The 16,580-nt window shown below is 72.7% G+C and carries 17 protein-coding genes; 10 read left to right on the forward strand and 7 right to left on the reverse strand.

Annotated features, from left to right (window positions below; translation table 11 throughout):
- Positions 1–20: 20 nt before the first annotated feature.
- The 5 genes from ABZT03_RS19040 to ABZT03_RS19060 all read right to left on the reverse strand — a co-directional run bounded on the left by ABZT03_RS19040 (position 21) and on the right by ABZT03_RS19060 (position 7,523).
- Positions 21–1,472 carry an adenylosuccinate lyase family protein gene (locus ABZT03_RS19040; RefSeq protein ID WP_356040775.1) on the reverse strand — a complete coding sequence of 484 codons (1,452 nt, stop codon included), beginning with the start codon at positions 1,470–1,472 and terminating at the stop codon, positions 21–23.
- A complete protein-coding gene (locus tag ABZT03_RS19045) occupies positions 1,469–3,448 on the reverse strand; it encodes an FAD/NAD(P)-binding protein (RefSeq protein ID WP_356040777.1) in 1,980 nt (659 codons plus the stop codon). The genes ABZT03_RS19040 and ABZT03_RS19045 overlap by 4 nt, the downstream gene beginning before the upstream one ends.
- A gap of 444 nt (positions 3,449–3,892) precedes the next feature.
- Positions 3,893–5,458, reverse strand: a complete 1,566-nt coding sequence (locus tag ABZT03_RS19050) for an AMP-binding protein (RefSeq protein WP_356040779.1) — start codon at positions 5,456–5,458, stop codon at positions 3,893–3,895.
- Between the two features lie 102 nt (positions 5,459–5,560).
- Entirely contained in the window at positions 5,561–6,115 is a 555-nt protein-coding gene (locus tag ABZT03_RS19055; RefSeq protein WP_356040781.1) for an SRPBCC family protein, read from the reverse strand.
- A gap of 430 nt (positions 6,116–6,545) precedes the next feature.
- Positions 6,546–7,523: an NADPH:quinone reductase gene (locus ABZT03_RS19060; protein WP_356040783.1), complete on the reverse strand. Its 978-nt coding sequence runs from the start codon at positions 7,521–7,523 to the stop codon at positions 6,546–6,548.
- Positions 7,524–7,640: 117 nt separating this feature from the next.
- Here ABZT03_RS19060 and ABZT03_RS19065 point away from each other — a divergent pair, with 117 nt between their 5' ends.
- Positions 7,641–8,099 (forward strand): GNAT family N-acetyltransferase, encoded by a 459-nt coding sequence (locus ABZT03_RS19065; RefSeq protein ID WP_356040784.1) that lies wholly within the window; start codon positions 7,641–7,643, stop codon positions 8,097–8,099.
- A 140-nt stretch (positions 8,100–8,239) separates the two neighbouring features.
- Positions 8,240–8,659, forward strand: a complete 420-nt coding sequence (locus ABZT03_RS19070) for a hypothetical protein (protein WP_356040786.1) — start codon at positions 8,240–8,242, stop codon at positions 8,657–8,659.
- Positions 8,660–8,858: 199 nt separating this feature from the next.
- Here the strand turns inward: ABZT03_RS19070 and ABZT03_RS19075 are convergent, their stop codons facing one another.
- On the reverse strand, positions 8,859–9,035 hold the full coding sequence (locus ABZT03_RS19075) for a hypothetical protein (protein ID WP_356040788.1): 177 nt from the start codon (positions 9,033–9,035) through the stop codon (positions 8,859–8,861).
- 175 nt (positions 9,036–9,210) lie between these two features.
- On the opposite strand from ABZT03_RS19075, the gene ABZT03_RS19080 reads away from it, so the two are divergent.
- The 6 genes from ABZT03_RS19080 to ABZT03_RS19105 all read left to right on the forward strand — a co-directional run bounded on the left by ABZT03_RS19080 (position 9,211) and on the right by ABZT03_RS19105 (position 14,072).
- Positions 9,211–9,945, forward strand: coding sequence for a DUF6879 family protein (locus ABZT03_RS19080; RefSeq protein ID WP_356040790.1), 735 nt, complete (start codon positions 9,211–9,213; stop codon positions 9,943–9,945).
- Positions 9,946–9,954: 9 nt separating this feature from the next.
- A complete protein-coding gene (locus ABZT03_RS19085) occupies positions 9,955–10,794 on the forward strand; it encodes a helix-turn-helix transcriptional regulator (RefSeq protein ID WP_356040792.1) in 840 nt (279 codons plus the stop codon).
- A gap of 87 nt (positions 10,795–10,881) precedes the next feature.
- On the forward strand, positions 10,882–11,346 hold the full coding sequence (locus tag ABZT03_RS19090; protein WP_356040793.1) for a hypothetical protein: 465 nt from the start codon (positions 10,882–10,884) through the stop codon (positions 11,344–11,346).
- The gene (locus ABZT03_RS19095) at positions 11,343–11,756 is read left to right on the forward strand and encodes a hypothetical protein (protein WP_356040795.1); all 414 of its coding nucleotides are present in this window, start codon (positions 11,343–11,345) and stop codon (positions 11,754–11,756) included. Before ABZT03_RS19090 ends, ABZT03_RS19095 begins: the two co-directional genes overlap by 4 nt.
- Positions 11,757–12,067: 311 nt before the next feature.
- A complete protein-coding gene (locus ABZT03_RS19100; protein WP_356040797.1) occupies positions 12,068–13,156 on the forward strand; it encodes an NlpC/P60 family protein in 1,089 nt (362 codons plus the stop codon).
- 4 nt (positions 13,157–13,160) lie between these two features.
- Complete coding sequence (locus tag ABZT03_RS19105; protein WP_356040798.1) at positions 13,161–14,072, forward strand: hypothetical protein; 912 nt, start codon at positions 13,161–13,163, stop codon at positions 14,070–14,072.
- 132 nt (positions 14,073–14,204) lie between these two features.
- On the opposite strand, the gene ABZT03_RS19110 is transcribed toward ABZT03_RS19105, so the two are convergent.
- Entirely contained in the window at positions 14,205–14,885 is a 681-nt protein-coding gene (locus ABZT03_RS19110) for a hypothetical protein (protein ID WP_356040800.1), read from the reverse strand.
- Positions 14,886–15,488: 603 nt separating this feature from the next.
- Between ABZT03_RS19110 and ABZT03_RS19115 the strand changes: the two genes are divergently transcribed.
- Complete coding sequence (locus ABZT03_RS19115) at positions 15,489–15,869, forward strand: hypothetical protein (RefSeq protein ID WP_356040802.1); 381 nt, start codon at positions 15,489–15,491, stop codon at positions 15,867–15,869.
- Positions 15,856–16,494 (forward strand): disulfide bond formation protein DsbA, encoded by a 639-nt coding sequence (locus tag ABZT03_RS19120; protein ID WP_356040804.1) that lies wholly within the window; start codon positions 15,856–15,858, stop codon positions 16,492–16,494. The genes ABZT03_RS19115 and ABZT03_RS19120 overlap by 14 nt, the downstream gene beginning before the upstream one ends.
- The last annotated feature ends 86 nt before the right edge of the window (positions 16,495–16,580 follow it).

Consider the following 16,580-nt stretch of genomic DNA (forward strand, 5'->3'; position numbering starts at 1 on the left):
TGGCGGCGGGGGTAGGGGGATCAGTGCTGCAGCGCGCGGTCGACGAGGGCGCCGGCCGCTCCGGTGTAGTGGGCCGGATCGCACAGCCGGGCCAGCCGGCCGCCGACGCCGGCGGGCAGGCCCGGCAGACGGGCCAACACCTCCGCCAGCGGCCGGCCGGTCGCCTCGGCGGTGTCCGCGGCCTGGGTGAGGAGTCTTTTCGCGGCCGCCTTGCCCAGCAGCGGGGCGAGGCGGGCGGCCACCCGCTCCGACACGATCTGACTGCCCGTCATGTCCAGGTTGGTGCGCATGCGTTCGGGCCGCACCTGGAGCCCTTCGGTGAGTTCCACCGCGGTGTGCGCGGCGCCGCCGGTCAGCCGCAGGCACTCGCGCAGCAGCTGCCACTCCGCGTGCCAGGCGCCGGCCGACCGCTCGTCCTCACTGACCAGGCACTGCGTCAGCGCCGCGGACAGGGCCGGCACCTGCAGCGCCGCGCTGCGGATCAGAGTGGCCAGCACGGGGTTGCGTTTGTGCGGCATCGCCGAGGAGCTGCCGCGGCCCTCCACGGCGGGCTCGGCGACCTCACCGACCTCGGTGCGGGCCAGCGACTGCACATCCACGGCGATCTTGCCGAGCGCGCCCGCGGTGAAGGCCAGCGCGGAGGCCAGGTCGGCGACGGGGGTGCGCAGCGCGTGCCAGGGCAGCACGGGCCGCGCCAGCCCCGTCTCGGCGGCATACGCGTCGACCAGCCGGTCCAGATAGACGCCCGGATCGACACGCCCCCCGCCCCCGCCACCACCACCACCGTCGCCGTCGCCGTCGCCGTCGTTGTCGTTGTCGTTGTCGAGGGCGGCGTATTCCAGGTAGCCGGCCAGCGTGCCGGCCGCCCCGCCCAGCGAGACGGGCAGCCCGCCCTCCTGGACGGCGGCCAGCCGCGCCTCGGCGTCCCCCACCAACTGGCGCCAGCCGGCCGCCTTCAGCCCGAACGTCGTCGGTACGGCGTGCAGGGCCAGGGTGCGGCCCACGGTGAGCGTGTCGCGGTGGTGGGCGGCCAGGCGGGCCAGGGCGCGCCCGGTGCGCGCCAGGTCGGCGCGCACGATGCGCAGCGCCCGGCCGGCCACCAGCATGGCGCCGGTGTCGAAGACGTCCTGGCTGGTGGAGCCGCGGTGCACGTACTCCGCGGCCCGCGGGTCGGCCTCGGCCACCACCGCGGTGAACGCCTTCACCAGGCCGACCACCGGGTTGGCGGTCTCCCGGGCGGCCAGCGCCAGAGCCCGCACGTCCAGGCGGCCGGCGTCGGCGGCCGCCGAGATGGTCTCGGCGGCCTCCTTCGGCACGGTGCCCAGCGACGCCTGCGCCCGGGCCAGGGCGGCCTCGGCGTCCAGCATGGCCTGCAGCCACGCCTGGTCGCCGGTGGCCGCCTCCACCGGGGTGCCGGCCCGGACCGGTGACAGCAGCCCCACATCGCCCGCTCCTGCCGGCGGGAGGCTCACACGATCACCCCGGACAGTTCACTGTCGGTGTCCACCGGCCGTACCCCGTCGGGCACATGGGCCACCGGCGGCAGCGCCAGCACCGCCAGGGCGATCGCGTCGGAGTCGCCCAGGGTCACCGAGTCGACGCCGGGCCGGATCCCGGCCGCGGTCACCCAGTGCACCGACTCGGTGGGCACGCCGTAGGCGAAGCGCCGCGGGTGGGCGCGGCCGCGGCCGTCGAGCAGCCGGTAGGGCCGCTCGGTGACCGCGAGGCCGCCGGTCTGGTAGCTGGAGCCGCCGGCGCCCGCGATCTGGAACGGCGCCGCCTGGTCGGTGTCCAGCAGGTGCTGCAGCAGCGGGTCGTCGGTGCGGCGCAGGTCCGGTTCGGGCAGCCGGGCCTCGATCAGCGCGGTGGCCCGCACCGGCTCGCCCGGCACCGCCGACGACGTCGCCACATAGGTGCCCGCGGTGGTGTCGATACGGACCTGGGTGCCCGGCCCGGTCACCGTCAGCACACCCGCCTCGATCAGCGCGATCATCTCCTCGATACGGGAGGCCGGCGGGCCGATCGACAAGAATGCGTTGAGCGGGGTGTACCAGCCCTCCAGGTCGTCGCGGTGGGAGTTGCCCTCCAGGCCGCCGTGGTCGACCGCGAGCCGGATCTCGTTGCGCAGGTCGCGCAGCACGTCCAGGGCGGCCTTGAGCGGACCGGAGAGGTTGCCCTTGCGGGACTCCTCCACATCGCGCCGCAGATAGTCCAGCAGCCAGCCGGTGAAGTCCGCGCGATGGGCGAACACCCGCTCCCCGTACGGCCGCGACAGCCGCTCCCAGTCCCACCGCTCGGCGGCGGCAATGCCGTAGGCGTCCAGCAGGGCCGAGGGGTCGGCGTCCGGGGCCAGCGCCAGCAGCCGCCCGGTGAACTCCTCCCGCAGCTCGGCCTGTCCGCGCTCGGCCAGCAGCGCGCCGTAGTAGACGCTCTCCACCTCGCGGGAGATCAGCGGCCACAGGTCCTCACCGAAGGTGACCGGCCGCCCGCCGGCCGCCCGCTCGCGCAGCCCCGCGATGTACTGGGCGGTCAGCAGCCGGGGGAAGTAGCGGCCGGTGGCGCCCTTCTCGTTCTCGCCGCGCGCGTGGTAGGGCACTCCGCGCCGGGAGAACGCGTACAGCTTCGGCTCCTGGCCGGAGGGCCGGTAGACCAGCCCGCCGCCGGCCGCCCGCTCGAAGCGGCCGCCGCGGCCCAGTGTGAACAGGGCCATGTGGTCGAAGAAGTTGAGGCCCAGCCCGCGCAGCAGCACGTTCTGCCCCGGCTCGATGCCGCTCAGCTCCAGGTCGGCCGGGTTGGCCGGGGTGACGTAGGTGAGGTGGTGGATGCGCGACAGGCTCGCCGTGCGCGCCTCACGCGCCGACAGCCGGGCCCGGACGTGGCCCTGCGCCATCACCACGGCGTCCAGCTCGTTGAGGCGGGTGCCGTTCTCCAGGCGGATGCCCTGCGGACCGCCGGGCACCCCGTGCGTGTCCGCCGCGGCCACCGCCCGCGAGCGGTGCACCCGCACCCGAACATGGTCCGGCGCGCCCCGCACGATCCGCTCGAAGCAGTCCCGCAGGTAGCGGCCGTAGAACGCGCGGGTGGGATAGGAGTCGGGGCCCAGCCGGCGCGCCTCGGCGACCACGCCGGCGTCCAGCTCGGCCGGATCCCCCAGCAGCGCCAGACTCTGCGCCCACTCGTGCAGGCTGGGGCCGGGCTCGATGGGGCCGTCGATGGTGGCGCTGTCGTCGCTGAAGACGGTGATCTGCGAGGCCACCGTGTTCATCAGCAGGTGCTGCGACTGCTCGGTGCGCCACACGGTGCCGGCGCCGGGCGCCGAGGGGTCCACGACATGCACCGTGACCGCGCTGTGCGCCGGGCTGCGGCGCTCGTTGGCCAGCAGCCGTTCCAGGACCGACAGCCCGCGCGGGCCGGCACCAATGATGCACACCTCGAGGGTGCTGCTCATGCGGATACTCCGTTTCTGGGCAGGGGGTGGCCGGCGGCCGGCCAGGGACGTGAACGGCCGGCCGGCCACCGGCAACAGACAGAAAAAGGAAAGGGACGGGGGGGGAGGCAGGGCGGCGGGGTCCGGCCCGCAGGTCCGCAGGGGGGAGAGGCGGGCCGGACCGCGGGGGGAGAGGCGGGCCGGATGTGTGCGGGGTCGGCCCCCGGAGGGTGGCGGGCCGGTCGGGTGCGGGGCGGGCCCCGGGGGAGGCGGACCGGTCCGCGGGGGAGAGGCGGGCCGGATGTGTGCGGGGTCGGCCCCCGGGGGAGGCGGGCCGGTCGGGTGCGGGCCGGTCCGCGGGGGAGAGGCGGGCCGGGTGTGTGCGGGTGGCGGCCGCGGCCGGGCGTGCGTGGCCCGGCCGGGCCCCGCTCCCACGGCGCCCGGCGGTATCCGCGCAAGCGACTGCTACTGGGGTGCCGCGGCCAGCAGGCGGGCCAGCTCCAGACGCTTGATCTTGGTGGTGGCGGTCTGCGGCAGGTCCTCCAGACGCCACTGGACCGGATCGCCCAGCGCCGGCAGGTCGATCACCGCGCTCTTCCACGCCAGCGGATCCAGCGGCGCGTCGTCGCGGGTGCACACCACCGGCACCGCCCGCCCGTCCGGCCCGGCGATGATGATGACCTCCACCAGTTCCGGCAGCCGCGTGAACAGCTTGTCCTCGATCTCCAGGGTGGACTGCACGCCCGGGATCTCGTCGACCTCGCGGTCCAGCAGGTGCAGGCAGCCGAACCGGGTGCGGTAGCCGACGTCACCCATGCGCCACCAGCCGTCGTTGACCTGCTTCTGCCAGCGCTGGTGCTCCCCGAGATAGGTGACGATCCGCCCGTCGCTCTTGACCTCGATGAAGCCGGGGTTCTCCCGGGTGACCGGCGCGCCGTTGCGGCTGACCACCCGCACCCCGGTCATGCCCGGGAACGGCACCCCCACGCAGCGGCCGTTGAAGTCGGCGCCGTCCTTGAGGGAGTAGGTGCGCGCGGCGATCGGACCGACCTCGCTCTGCCCGTAGGCCTGGGCGAAGCGCCGGCCCTTGCGGCGCGACGCCTTGAGCAGGGTGTGCACGGTCCGGGGGTGGATGGCGTCGAAGGTGGAGGAGAAGTACTTCACGTTCGCCAGCGGCTCGCGCGGGTCGTCGGCCAGCGTCTCCCAGCGCAAAAACGTGTTGGGGTGGGCCTCGATGAACCCGGGCGGAACCTGCGCGAACAGATCACCCACCACCTGCGGGTCGTCGTCCCGCAGCACGATCAGCGGGTGGCCCTGCAGGATCGAGATGGGCATCGCCGTGAACATCCGCGAGTGCACGAACGACACATGGACGGCGACGGGCTCGCTGCGGCGCACCGCCGCGCCCACGACGGTGGCCTGCGGCCGGTAGCGGGACTGGAAACTCATCCCGGTGTGCACGGCCAGCTTCGGCGTGCCGGTGGTGCCGGAGGTGTGCGTGATGAGCGTGGGGTGGTCGATGGGCATGTCCACCGCCGGCACACGCGCCGCACCGGCCAGCGCCGCGAACGAGGTCGCGCCCTCGAACCGGCCGGAGGCCAGCAGCACCGTGCGGGACAGGCCGAACACTTCGGCGGGCAGATCGATTTCGAGCTTGTCCTGGTCGGTGACCAGGAACGGCTGCCCGACCCGGCGCAGCAGCTCGGCGACCGTCGCGCCGTCCAGTTTCGGCGACAGCAGCACCGGGATGCCCCCGGTGCGCGCGACGGCACACGCCAGAAGGGAGATGTCGAAGTTGTCGCTCTTGTGCACCACGACGTGATCCCCGGGACGCACGCCCACCGACCACAGCCGGGAGGCGAAGTCGTCCACCAGATCGGCCAGTTCGGTCAACGTCGCCCGCCGGCCCAGGCCGGGGGCGATGTCCAGGTCGTGGTCGAGGATCACGAAGTTCGCCGGATGCCGGGCGGCCGCTCGATCGAACAGCGTGCCCAGCCGAATTCCCTTGCTTCCTATTCGCTGGAGAAACATGTAACCGATCTCTCGTCCATGGCTGCGGAATCCTGAAAGGGGGGTGGTGCCCGGCAAAAAAACTGACGGCCTGCCGGTACGGGTGAAAAGACGGCGCCTGTCTCAGTCCTTCTCCACGACGTCCTTGATACGGGCCAGGGTGTCGTCGAGGTCCTGCTCGAGCTTCGCGGTCCAGTCGGCGACGAACCGCTTGCGGGCCTCCTCGTCGAGATCAGCGACGATCTTGTGGATGCCGGCGGTGGCCTTGCCCATCCGGAAGTGGTGCACCAGCCAGGAGCTGCCCTCGCCGGCGTCCTCGATGTCGAAGCCCCACACGGACTCCTGGCCCTCACGGGCATGGGTGAGCATCATCCAGCGGAACGTCCGGCCCGGCTCGGCGGCCACCACACGGGCCTCGGTGAACCAGGTGCCGCGGATCAGCGGCGCCCAGCCGACCACACTCTCGCTGCGCAGGTTCTCGCCGCGGAAGACCGAACCGACCGCCGAGGGCTCACCCTCGATCCACTCACCGCCCATGCACTCCGGGCTCCACTCCTTGCTGCGCGTCAGATCGCTGACCACGGAGTAGGTCTTCTCCGGGGACACGGAAACACGAATTCTGGCGTCGAGTTCGAAGAGCGGGGAATTGTCGATGACGCTGTCAGTGTTCGCTGTCATGCCGGCAATCCTGCCGATCCCCGCGGAAGCCGGGCAATGAAGCCGATCGGTGTCCGTCAAGTCGAATTCCCTTGTGCGTCAGGGAAGTTGACAGGAATGTGGACAGTGGATCAATGCGCGGCCCGCACAGAGGTGAGAACACGCGAGATCAGGTGAAGTCACGGGAGAACGCGGCACGGTTGTGCGGCGGCGCGTGCGAGGGCGATGTCCCCCGACGGACGGACGGACGGACGGACGGGCGGACGGACGGGCGGGCGGACGGGCGGGCGGGCGGACGGGGCAGGGCGGGCGCGGGGCTGGGCGGGAAGGGCCGGCCCGGGGCGGGCAGGTGCGGGGGAGGAGGACGGGTGAGCGGAACGGGTGAGGGCGCCGTGGCGGTGGCCGCGGCGCCCTCACCAGGCCGGTCCCCCTCGGGCGTGCGCGCGCCGCGTCAGGCGCGCACGCGCAGCACGAGCTTGCCGTGCACCTTCCCCTCGTCCAGCCGCCGGTGCGCCACGGCCGCCTCGCTCAGCGGCAGCACCTCGGTGGCGCGCGGGGCGAGCCGGCCCGCCGCCAGCAGCCCGTTGATGCCCCGGGCCGCGTCGGCGAGCTGGGCGGTGTCGGCGTGCGAGATGGCGAAACCGTGCACGGAGCGGTCCCTCAGGTACAGCGCCCCCGCGGGCAGCACCGGGCGGGTGCGCAGCCCGGCCAGGATGACGATGCGGCCCCGGCTCGCCAGCAGGTCCACCGCCGTCTCCAGGTCGTTGCGGCCGGAGGTGTCGACATGGACGTCCAGGCCGTCCGGCGCGGCGGCCCTGATCTGCCCGGCGACGTCGGGGGAGCGGTAGTCGATCACGTGGTCGGCGCCCAGTGACCGTACGTAGGGCTCGTCGCGGGCGGAGGCGACGGCGATCACCCGGGCGCCGGCCCGGGCCGCCATCACCACGGCCGCGCTGCCCACGTTGCCGCCCGCGCCGAGCACCGCGACGCTCTCGCCGGCCCGCAGCCGTCCGTGGGTGAACAGCGCCAGGTGCGCGGTGGCGGCCGGATGGGCCAGCGCCACCGCGTCCACCGGGTCGACCCCCTCGGGCAGGTGGTAGAGCCGGTCCACCGGCACGATCGCCTGCTCGGCGGCCGCCCCCTGGCGGCCGTCGTGGCCCAGGCTGTTGCACCACACCCGGTCACCGGCCCGGAAGCCGGTCGCCCCGGGGCCGGCCGCGGCCACCGTGCCGACCAGGTCACGGCCGATGACGAAGGGGAACTCCAGCGGAGTGCGCCACGCTCCGGACCGTACGAAGGTGTCCACATGGTTGACGGCGCTCACCTCGACGTCGACCAGCACGTCGTGCGGACCGGGCACGGGCGGCGGCAGTTCACCGTGACCGATGACGTCGGGGGAGCCGAGCTGGGTTATGTAGGCGGCACGCATGGTCGCCGAGTCTGGCACCGCCCCCGGGCCTGCGGCGCGGTCGGCGCCGATCGCGCGGCACGGTCCGTCAGGTCGGCCCGTCGTGTGTCAACTCGGGCCCCCGCAAAGGGAGAAGGCGTGCCTACGCTGACGGCCGTGTCCTACACCCTGACCGACGTGAGCCCCGACGCCCCGCAGATGTCCGCACACCTGCGACCCCTGCTGCGCGCCCTGCGGCCCGCCCTCACCGACGACGGCTTCGACCGGTTCGCCTCGGAGGCGCACGCGCAGGGACTGGTGTTCACCGCCGCCTACGACGCCGGCGGGCACTGCGTCGCGCTCGCCACCCACCGCGTCCTGGCCACCAGCCGCGGCCGGATCCTGTTCGTCGACGACCTGGTCACCGACCCCGACCGCCGCTCCGCCGGCATCGGCACCATCCTGCTCACCCACCTCACCGAGCGCGCCCGGACGCTCGGCTGCCACCGTCTCGAACTCGACTCCGGCACCACCAACCTGGCCGCCCACCGCTTCTACCACGCCCGCCGGATGGGCATCGCGGCCCTGCACTTCGCGCGGGACGTCGAACAGGACTGACGTCCGTCACGAAAGGCGACGAAGCGACAAGACGACGAAACCACGAAACGACTCAGCGATGCAGCGATGAACAACCGACTACCGCCACGAAGGAGCACCGCATGCCCCGGAAGCCTGCCGCCCCCTACGCTCACGTGGCCGTGCCCGCCGAGATCCTGACCACCGCCCTGTATGGCCTCGGCCAGTACGAGGCTGCCGCGATCGAGCACAGGGCTGACGGACTTCGCCCCAGCACTGCCGTGTGCAACGCGGTTGCGTGGCTGTGGGAGAACGGGTGCCAGGAGGAAGCCACCAACCTGATCGGTACGCGCCCTCGGGCCATCCTGTGCGACATGTACGCATCGGGGGATCCCACGCCGAGGGCTCACCTGGCCTACTCCCCACGCCTTCGCATGTTCCGCACTCCCTGGCACCGCTGGGGCTGGGGTGCGGTGCCGCTCGTCAGCATGTCCGTGCTGGCATTCCTGCCGTTCGCCGTGGCTTGGCGACGCGGCGTCCCCGCGTGGGTGCCGGCCCTGTACTTCCTGGGTAGCGCCATCGTGTCGTTGGGTGGGCCCTGATGATCACGGCTGTTATTCACGTGCTGCGCCTCGACCCGTTCAAGTCGCAGCCGAAGTAGCGCGGCATCTACGTACCGCGCCCGACTCGGCCGCGGGCCGGACCTCTGCGGGCCCGCGAGACGTGTGACAAGCGAGTGCCATCACCCCTGGAAAACCGCAGGCCAGACCCAACCAGCCGCACCCCTTATGCGGTCTGTGGTTAGTCGCGGCGCCGCCATGGCCGCTCACCGCCGCCTGGCGTACGTCCGCCTGACTGCTGGCGGCGCGCCGCGGTCGTCACCATGACGCCGATCAGAACCACCCCGCACAGCAACGTGAGGACCGCCCAGCCCTGCACCGCGCTCACGTACAGCAGCACGAGCGTGGCGACGAACACACGCCGGCGTCGACCGCCCCACTGCTCCCATTGCTCATCAGACCCGCCTGAGTTGAGTCCGGACACCGTACTGTTCACCCGCCCGTGCGCGCTGCTTTCTGACGCCCTGTTGCGCCCGCCGCCGCGGCGGCTACGGTGCGCGGGCAGATCACCAGCCCCACGAAGGGAACCCGCCATGACCAGGCGACTGTGGAAGGTCGGCACCAACAGCGGCAACGACGGATGCCCCACCCTGTACGAGATCCCCGGCACAGACCGGTTCGTCGTGCAGGGCGACCGCGTCACCGACTCCGGTGAGCTCGGCCAGCTGGAGAACCTCACGGCGGACGAGGACGCCGTCATCGTCCCGAGGGAGCTGCTCGCGAACTTCGGCCCCAAGGAGCCCGTCCACGTGCCTCAGTTCATCAGCTTCGACGACTTCGCCGGCATGTTCAGCAAGGTGAAGCACTCCGCCTGGCGGCTGGAGACCCGCCGGCGGTACGCGTCCGACGAGGCGACCGACACCTACCAGCAGTTCACCGCGGGCGAGCCGGTCACCTGGGATCTCGACGACGAATGGTGCCGCGGCCGCCGCGAGCAGGCCGCGCTCGGCAAGCGGTTCGAGCGGGTGCGGATCCTCGACGAGCCGCCCACCGAGGGACAGCGGTACCTCCTCGACAACGCGCGGCGCAACGCTGCGGTCGGCGAGGACATCCGCGTCCTGGGCCGTAGCGAGGCAGGCGAACTCCAGCTGCCGCACACAGACTTCTGGATCTTCGACTCGCGGGTGGTCGCCCTGCTCCACTTCGACGATGGCGACGAGATCACCCAAGTCGAGCTGATCACGGACCCCGTGGACGTCCTCCGCTACATGCAGGCCCGCGAGGCCGCTTGGCACCACGCCGTGCCGCACGACCAGTTCCGCGGGTAACTTCGCTGTGTGACCACGGACTTCCAGCAAGCCCGCGAGGCCCTCGGCCGACGGCTGCGTGAACTGCGCGGCACGGCGACCCAGCGGGAGCTGGCGGCTGTCCTGGGGTGGCCACAGGCCAAGGTGTCCAAGCTGGAGACCGGCCGCCAGACGGCCACCCCTGAAGACCTCATGGGGTGGGCGCAGGCCACACAGCAGCCCGCGACCGCCGAGGAGCTCCTCGCCCGGCTGCAGGGGCTGGAGACGCACACCCGCTCATGGCGGCGCCAGCTGCGTGCCGGCCACCGCCCGGTGCAGGACGCCCTCTCCGTCGAGTACGAGCAGTCAACTGTTCTTCGGGCGTGGCAGGGCGCCATGGTCGTCGGCATTCTCCAAACGCCGGACTACGCCCGTCACGTCTTCGCCCGGATGTCCGAGCTGCAGCAGTCGCCCCGGGACGTCGAGGAGGCTGTGCGCGCCCGCATGCGCAGGCAGGAGCTGCTCTACCAGCCCGGCCGGGAGTTCCACCTCATCATGTGGGAGGCCGCCCTGCTTGCGGGCGTCGCCCCGCCGGACGTCCTCGCCGCGCAGCTCGACCGGCTGGCCAGCGTGATCGGCCTGGACACTGTCCGCCTCGGCATCGTCCCGCTCGGCGCGCCCCTCGGCCTCCCGCCCGGCAATGGCTTCTGGCAGTACGACGACCGGCTGACGATCGTGGAGGAATGGCACGCCGAGCTGTGGCTCAACGACGCTGACAGCGTGGCCCTGTACCGGCGGGTGTGGGAGACGCTCGACAAGTCGGCGGTGTACGGCACCCATGCCCGGCGCCTGATCGGTCGGGCCCGCGCCCATTTCACCGACCTCACCTGAGTATCACCGCGAATCAGCGCAGCCTGCGGTCGAATATTCGCGAATCAGAGCGCACGCTGATTCTCCGGTCTTCCTACGGTGCTGGTCATGGCCCTACCGATGCACCTCGCTCAGCGGTACCAGGCCGGGGATTCGTGGCTCGCCGACTGCTCCGCGCACCCGGACCTCGTACGCCAGGTCTGGGACGCCGAGAGACTCGCCCCCCTCGTCTGCGGTACGCGGTGGCTCGTGGCCGAGTCCCGCATCACCACCGGCATGCCGGCAGTGATGCGTATCCGTGAGGACCAGCGTGGGCCCGTGCTCGCCGATGGGGAGCTCGACAAGGCTTGGTGGCTGGTGCCGCTCGATGCCGCCGCGGAACTGGCCGGCGTGCGTCAGCTGACGGTGCACCCCGCCGGCTGGTCCCTGCACTGCCCGCCCATGAACTCCTACGTCGACTACCGGTTCTGGCTCTGGCGCCCCGACGGGTCCGGACACCTCACTGATCCCGCCGTGCTCGCCGCCGCGTTCGGCCCCGGCGGGTACCGACACCCCACGGAGGCATCAGCATGACGACCGAAATCGACACCGAGGACCGAGCAGCCGACGCGGACGACGACCTGCACACGCTCGCCAGGCACATCATCCGCACAGCGAGGCCGGGCGGGGACCGCGCGGCGGCGCAGGCCCTGGTCGACGAGCAGACGATCCTCGCCCTGCCTCACGTCCGCCGCAACCTGATCGTCCACAACCGGCACAGAGAGGCCACCTGCCACTGGGAGGGCCTGTCGGGCCTCCAGTACACGCTGGGCCTGGACGAGCGGCAGCGGGCGTTCCTCGGCCTGGTGCTGTCGATGGTCGGCATCGGTCACATCACCATCGCCGCAGCGCAGAGCCTCGATGAGCGCCGACTGGGCATCATCACCCGGGCGATCCTGCAGCTCGCGGGGAATGACACACTCGCGGTCGGCACCCGCCTCTGAGACCCGGCGCCGGCGACAGCAGAACAGGCCTGCGCCGCGCGGCCGCCCCCGCAAACAACCGCCCGTCCCCCCGGGGGGCCCGGGCCGTTCGCCGCGCCAAGAGGCCGGTGCGCACCGGGCGTCGAGGGGACGGTGGGAAGAAAAGTTGCTTACGCGCGGGTTGACACGCACGGGGCGGAAGAGGCCGGCCGTCGCGGTGACGATAGTGTGTTCGAGGCTTGAACGGACCTCCCCACGAGGCGTATTGGCGACCGCGTAGGGCCTTGCGTCTGTCCGAGCCGCCCGCATGCGACCTGGGGGAGTGGAGCTGGATGAACGTGTCGACCGGCGGCAGACGGCTGCGGAGCCGGGCCACCGCAGCAACCCTCGTCTTAGCGACCGCCCTGATGGCCGGGCCGAGTTACGCGGCTCCCAGCGACCCCGGCCCGCAGGGCGACCCGTCGATCGAGGACATCCGCGCCGAACTCGACGGCCTCTACCGCCAGGCGGAGGTGGCCACCGAGGCCTACAACACCGCGGACGAGAAGGCGGACCGGCAGGAGAAGCGGCTGGCGTCGCTGCACCAGGGCCTGGCCCGCGCCGAGCAGCGCGTCGACGATCTGCACGACCTCTCCGGCGCGGCCGCCCGGACGCAGTACCGCGGGGGCGATCTCGCCGCCACCGGCATCCAGTTGCTGCTCGGCGACCACCCCGACCAGGCCTTGGACGAGGCGTCCCAGGCCCGCCAGGCCCTGCGGAGCCTGGTCAACGTCTCCCAGACGCAGAAGGCCGCCCGCGCGCAGCTGAGCCGGCAGACCGACACCGCCGCCAGAGAACTGCGGGAGCTGAGGAAGACCCGCGCGGACAAGGCCGAGGCGAAGCAGAAGATCGAGGGGAAGATCGCCCAGGCCGAGCAGATCGAAGCGGGACTGAAGAAGGAACAGACACGCAAACTCGCCCAGTTGGAGAAGAAGCAGGCGCAGGAAGCCACCTCCCGCTGGACAGGCCCCACCACGGGCGGCGGCACGTCCGCCCCGACCGGCTCGGGCGGCGGCAAGACCAAGGCGAGCGGATCGGCCGCGCAGGCCGTCGACTTCGCGCGGGCCCAGATCGGCAAACCCTACGTGTGGGGCGCGGTGGGCCCCTCCTCCTACGACTGCTCGGGACTCACCTCCACGGCCTGGGCGTCGGCCGGGCACCCCATACCCCGCACCTCGCAGGCACAGTGGCAGGGCCTGACCCGGGTCGCCCTGGCGTCCGCACAGCCCGGCGACCTGATCATCTACTTCAGCGACGCCACGCACGTGGGCATGTACATCGGCGGCGGCCAGATCATCCACGCCCCGCGGCCCGGCCGCACGGTCACCATCGCGCCGGCCGCCTCCATGCCCATCCTCGGCGTCGTACGACCCGGAGCCTGAACCGATGCCCCACTCGCCGGCCCCCCGTGAGGGGAACCTGCCCGCGCTTGTTGCGCAGCCGCTGATCCGTCTGGACGCCTACGTCGCCGAGGACGGCTCGACGGTGGTCAACGGCCATCTGCTGGACATGGGCGGCACCCGGCCGGCGAACGAGGCGATCCTCGACGCGGTGGCCATGTTCGCCCGCACCGTGGGGGCGCCGGTGGCGGCCACCGTCATCGACCGCACCGAGCAGCAGGTGGCCCGCGTGCGGGTGTATCCCGACGGCTCGAGCCGGACCATCGCCGACGAGGACGACCTGCCGCCCGGGCTGGAGCGCACCGCCGCGGAGGAGGCGGCCTTCCCGCCGCTGGCCCGCGTCGAGCGCATCATCCAGCACGCGCAGCGCGAGGAACTGCACGCCGCGTTCGTCCTGGCCAGCGCGCTGCGCGAACACCTCACGCTGCGCCGGGGAGCCAAGGACGAACTCGCCCTGGAAGCCCGCTCGATCGAGGCCTACCTGGCGTATCTGCGCGGCGACTACTCGCTGTCGGTGACCCTCGCGCTGGCCGTCGCGCGCATCCGCTGCCGCACCGACCTGGGCCGGGCGGCACCCGACGTGGCCCGCGCGACCGCGGCGTGGCAGCGGCTGCTGGACGACCGGCAGGTCACCACCCGCGGCCAGGAACTGCTGCACATGTGGGAGCGGCTGTCCGAGCAGGGCCTGCTCGAACCGTCCCACCAGGCGATGGCCCAGGCCGTGCGCAGCCGCCTCGAACACGGCGGCTGGTCCCTGCCGGGAGCCCCGGGGCACACCCCGGCCCTGACCGCGGCCCAGGGCCCATTGACGGCCGAGGACAAACCCCTCAAGCCCACCCGCCGGGGCCTACGCCGCTTCACCCGCCGCCCGGGCCGCTCCGGCGGGCCGGCCACCTGAGGGCTGTCCCGTCACCTGGAACCGCGCGAGACGGTCCGTTCCTGGAGCCGTGCCGGGCGTCGCGAGCCGGTGAACCCTTCCGGTCACGGCACTAGACGGGTCAGCCAGGAGAATCGTGCGCCGCGTCCCGTCTCACGAGGGGGAAGCGGGGCTCGACGGCGGGCCGGTTGTCGAGTCCGGGGCGAGGTCGAAGTGGAGGTGGTGGCCTTGGAGGTCCTTGGTGGACAGCAGGTTGACCTCGACGGTGTAGCCGACGACATCCTCGAAGCGGCTCCCGGGTGTCGGCCGTGAACCGGAGAGCCGGAAGTGGAGGACGGTGCTGCCGCGCGGGTCCAGCGTGAGCGGGATCGCGGCGGAGACGGACGGGGAGTCCTCGGATTCCGCCCGCATCCAGGTGGCGATCTCGCACCATCGGTCGCGGTAGTGGATCTGGAGACCGCCGCTGAATGTGGGGATCTTCTGGGGGCCGCTGATGGTGAAGGCGAGCGAGGCCCGACGGGTGGTCCGTGCAGTGGGATTGGTGACGGTGATGTCGAAGCGGGCCGGCCGCCGGCCGGGCGCGACTGCCTTGTCGAGGCGGGAGAGCCGCCCGAGACGGGCCGGCGAGGCGACCCCCGGCCAGGGGGCGGCGAAATCGCGCCGGGTCTTCGGGCAGCCGGAGGCGCCGGCCCGCAGGGCGCCCGAGGTGACGGACGTCTTCGGGGCAGTGGAACGGTCGCAGCCGCTCAGGGCGACGGCGAGCAGGAGCAGCGCGACGGCCGACGCGGCAGATGCACGTCGGCCGCCCGTGGTCGATGCGAACGCGAGGGACATCTCTGTCACGTCCTTGGTCGGTGATCCACGGTCGATCGGTTGCCGAGGCGTCAGACGCCCGGTGCCGACGGCCGGTTCCGTCGGACGGAGACGGCGGCCCCCAGTGCTTCCAGCCGGCCGAAACATGACCTTGTCGTGGCTGGTGTGGACACGACGTCGAAGCCCTCCTGATCGCCCCGTTCTCCGTGCTGAGTCCGCGTCAGTTCAGCAAGCGCGTCACCCCCTCACCGCATCGTCGACCGCCTCGGGCCCCTCGCTCGCGCTCCAGCAGCGCAAGCGGTTCCGCAGGGGCACCGTCCTGATCGTGGACGGCACCTGGTCCACGAAACAGCGCAGTCGGACCCCGGGCTCACCACCCTCGGGCGGGCCGGCCCGGCCCATCACGCTTCCCCGACCATCTCTCTGCCCGCCCAACACCCGCCCCTTCACCGCCCCTTGGCCGCGCCCTCACCGCCCCTTGGTCGCGCCTTGGCCATCCCCTCACCGGTCCTTGGTCGCGCCTCGACCGCTCCGGCCGACCGTGTGGGCACGCCATACGATCCGGCGCCCGCGCCGCACGCACCGCGCGTGGGCAGGTACGACAGGAAGCGGAAACCACCTCCCATGAGTGACACCACCCTCGCCCCGGGCGGGCAGGACGCCCCGGCCGTGGACCGGCTCGACACGTTGACGGCCGCCCTCGCACAGGACCTGGCCGGTGAGGCCTGGCGGCCCGGTCCGCTGGAGCGCTGGAGTGCCCGCCGGCTGCTCGACGCGTCGGCGGCGGACGGCGAACCGACCGCGGAGCGTATCCGCGCCGTGCTGTGGGAGGGCGCCATAGCCCTGCCGCACGCCGGCGAGGGCCGCCTCGCCGCCCTGCTCGCGCACCTGCTCGACGTGGCCGGCCTCCCCGTCCGCGACGCCACGGCGGCCAGGCAGCGGGCCATGGCCCTGCTGGAGCGGGTCGCCGAACCGGAAGGAGAAGACGACCATGTCCACCACTGACGCCACCCCCACCCCGGTCGACCTGTGGGTCGACCCCGTGTGCCCGTGGGCGTGGATGACCTCCCGCTGGCTGCTGGAGGTCGCCGGACACCGTGCCCTGGACATCCGCTGGCACGTGATGAGCCTGGCCGTGCTCAACGAGGGCCGCCAGGACCTGCCGGAGCGCTACCGCCGGCTGCTGACCGAGGGCTGGGGGCCGGTACGCGTGATGACCGCCGCCCGCCAGAAGTACGGCGAGGAGGTGACCGGCCCCCTCTACACCGCGCTCGGCACCCGCATCCACCGCCAGAGCCTCGGCCCGGGCCGGGAGGCGATGGCGGGCGCGCTCCAGGAGACGGGCCTGGCACCGGAGTTGATCGACTACGCCGAGCAGGACACCTACGACCGTGAACTGCGCGCCTCCCACCAGGAGGGCATGGACCAGGTCGGCCAGGAGGTCGGCACCCCGGTGATCGCACTGCCGGGCCCGGAGGGCACCGGGCGGGCCTTCTTCGGCCCGGTCGTTACCCCGGCCCCGCGCGGCCCGGACGCGCTACGGCTGTGGGACGGCCTGGTGCTGCTGGCCGCCACCCCCGGCTTCTACGAACTCAAGCGTTCCCGCTCCCAGGGCCCGGTCATCGACTGACCCCCCGGCCCTGCACCGTCCCGCCCCCGTCCGGACGGCGCGGGCCCCGCACCCGCCGGTCGCCGCCGCAGCGGTCCGGGTGTCAG

The organism is Streptomyces sp. NPDC005574 (assembly GCF_040605435.1).
Taxonomy (GTDB): Bacteria; Actinomycetota; Actinomycetes; order Streptomycetales; family Streptomycetaceae; genus Streptomyces.